This window comes from Xanthomonas sp. SHU 308 (genome assembly GCF_000364645.1).
Taxonomy (GTDB): domain Bacteria; phylum Pseudomonadota; class Gammaproteobacteria; order Xanthomonadales; family Xanthomonadaceae; genus Xanthomonas_A; species Xanthomonas_A sontii.
This window is the reverse complement of sequence record NZ_AQOK01000291.1, coordinates 1-2,673: the sequence shown is the minus strand read 5'-3', so window position 1 is coordinate 2,673 and position 2,673 is coordinate 1. Positions and strand designations below refer to the sequence as shown.

Sequence of the window (2,673 nt, the reverse complement as noted above, 5' to 3'; positions counted from 1 at the left end):
TGCACGGCCGCGGCCAGCGCCGCGCCGACGGCGTTGCAGATCGCCGCGGTCGACAGCGTCCCGGCCGACCTGCTGCGCCGGCGCCCGGACATCGCCACGCGCGAAGCCGAGGTGCTGAGCGCGGCCGGCGCGTTGGATCTGGCCCGCGCCGATCAGTACGGCAGCATCGGCCTGGGCGGTTCGATCCGCTGGTCGACCACCCTGCTGAGCCATCGCCGCACCGCCACCCACGGCATCGCCTCGTTCGGCCCGGTGATCGACATTCCGCTGTTCGACTGGGGCATCCGCCATGCCAAGGCCAAGGCGCGCGGCGACCTGCTGGAAGCGGCCACCCTGGCCTACCGCCAGACCGTGCTGGAGGCAGTCAACGAGGTCGAGGACGCGCTGACCGCACTGGAACAGCAGCGGCGCAACGTCGAAACCCAGCAGCAGGTGCTGCAGGCACAGCAGCAGGCCAGCGAGGTCGCGCAGCAGCGCCGGCGGCTGGGCCTGGGCAGCGACCTGGACGTGGCCACGCAGCAGGCCGCGCGCGACCAGGCCGCCCTGGAACTGCTGGAAGCGCAGCGCCAGCGCGACCTGGCCTACGTCGCCCTGCACACCGCACTGGGCAGCGCCACTGCGCCGATCCCCGGCACAGGCGCCGTCAGCAACCACGAAGGCGCGCAGCCCTGATGGTCGCGCTGGCCCGCCAGACCCTGCGCTACGAGTGGCGCCGCTTCCTGCCGGTGGTGGTGTCGGTGGGCTTCGCCAGCCTGTTGCTGCTGCTGCAGACCGCACTGGTGCTGGGCATCTTCGGCAGCGCCAGCGTCTATGTGTCCGGCTCCGACGCCGACCTGTGGCTGGGCTATCCCGGCACGCAGAGCGTGGACCAGGGCCGCGCCATCGATCCGGACGCGGCCGCGCCGCTGTACCTGGACCCGCGGGTGGCGCAGGTCGAGCCGTTCATCTGGTTCGACGGCGACTGGCGCGGCCCCGGCGACACCGGCGCGGTGTCGGTCTACATCTCCGGCATCGACACCCGCGACGGCGGGCTGATGTTCTCCCGTCTGCTCAGCCCCGCCCTGCGCGCGGCGCTGCGCGAACCGGACACCGTGGTGGTGGACCGCGCGGAACTGGACAAGCTCGGCGTCGGCGTCGGCAGCAGCGCGCGCATCAATGGTCATCGCGTGCGGGTGATCGGGGTCGGCCGCGGCCTGCGCGCGCTCGGCGGGGTCAACGTGCTCGCCTCGCTGGACACCGCGCGCGCGCTCAACAGCGACACTGCGCATCCGGACTGGCCGACCTACATGGTGGCCAGGCTGCGCCCCGGCGCCGACCCGCAGGCGGTGGCGCAGGCGATCGACAGCGCGGTCACGCGGCCGCGCGTGGAAGCCTGGAGCGCCGACGATTTCGCCCGGCGCAGCATCCTGTTCTGGATGTTCGACACCGGCGCCGGCTCCGGCGTGCTGTTCCTCGGCGGCATCGTGCTGCTGGTCGGCGTGGCCATCACCAGCCAGACCCTGCTCGGCACCGTGCTCGGCGCCGCGCGCGAGTACGCCACGCTCAACGCGCTGGGCGTGAGCATGCGCAACCTGCGCTGGGTGGTGCTGGAACAGGCCGCCTGGGTCGGTGCGCTGGGCCTGATCGGCGCCAGTGCGCTGGGCGCGGCGCTGGTCGCGCTGGCCCGCGCGCACGACGTGCCGGTGGCGTTCAACGCCAGCGGCTGGGGCCTGTGCGTGTGTGCGGTGATGCTGCTGACCGTGGTCTCGGCCCTGGCCGCGCTGCGCGGCCTGCGCCGCGCCGATCCGGCGTTGCTGCTGCGATGAGCCGCATCGTCGCCCCCGCCGCGCTGCATCCGGCCGCCGCCACCCTCAGCGGCAGCGGACTGTGCAAGAGCTTCGTCTCCGGCAGCCTGCGCACGCCGGTGCTGCGCGACGTGGAACTGCAGGTGTGGCCGGGCGAGCTGACCCTGATCTCCGGCCCGTCGGGCTGCGGCAAGAGCACCCTGCTGTCGATCCTCAGCGGCCTGCAGCGCGCCGACGCCGGCCAGGTGCTGGCGCTGGGCGAAGAGCTGGGTGCGCTCGGCGCCACCGCGCTGGAGCAGTTCCGGCTACGCCACACCGGCTTCATCTTCCAGGGCTTCAACCTGTTCCCGGCGCTGTGCGCGCTGGACCAGGTGCGGCTGCCGCTGCAGTACATGGGCCTGGCCCCGGCCGAAGTGCGCAGCCGTGCGGAGGAGGCGCTGGCCGAGGTCGGCATCGCCCACCGCCAGCACCTGCGCCCGGCCGAACTGTCCGGCGGCGAGAAGCAGCGCGTGGCGATCGCCCGCGCGCTGGCCAAGCACCCGGCGCTGCTGTTTGCCGACGAACCCACCAGCGCGCTGGACGCCGGCAACGGCCAGATCGTGATCGACCTACTGCACCGCATCGCGCGCCGCCACAACACCATGGTGCTGTGCGTGAGCCACGACCCGCGCCTGATCCGCCATGCCGACCGCGTGCTGTCGATGGAGGACGGCCGCATCCTCGACGACCGCCGCGTCAACGCGCCGCCCTCGCCCCTGCCCTCACGGAATCCCGCACCATGAAAGCGTTCGCCGCCGCGCCCCTGCTGAGCCTGCTGCTGGCCGCATGCGCGCCCTCGGACCGCACGCCGGCCCCGGCGCCGGCCGCCACCCCGGCCTACCTGGCGGTG

3 protein-coding genes are annotated in these 2,673 nt (G+C 73.5%); all 3 read left to right on the top strand.

The annotated features are described in order from the left end of the window. Positions 1-672: TolC family protein (locus D588_RS24450; RefSeq protein ID WP_017915941.1), on the top strand; the 672-nt coding region annotated here is incomplete at its 5' end. Beyond that, complete coding sequence (locus D588_RS0110530) at positions 672-1,805, top strand: ABC transporter permease (RefSeq protein ID WP_017910964.1); 1,134 nt, start codon at positions 672-674, stop codon at positions 1,803-1,805. The genes D588_RS24450 and D588_RS0110530, both read left to right, overlap by 1 nt. Further along, positions 1,802-2,566 (top strand): ABC transporter ATP-binding protein, encoded by a 765-nt coding sequence (locus tag D588_RS0110525; protein ID WP_017912707.1) that lies wholly within the window; start codon positions 1,802-1,804, stop codon positions 2,564-2,566. Before D588_RS0110530 ends, D588_RS0110525 begins: the two co-directional genes overlap by 4 nt. Positions 2,567-2,673: the final 107 nt, after the last annotated feature.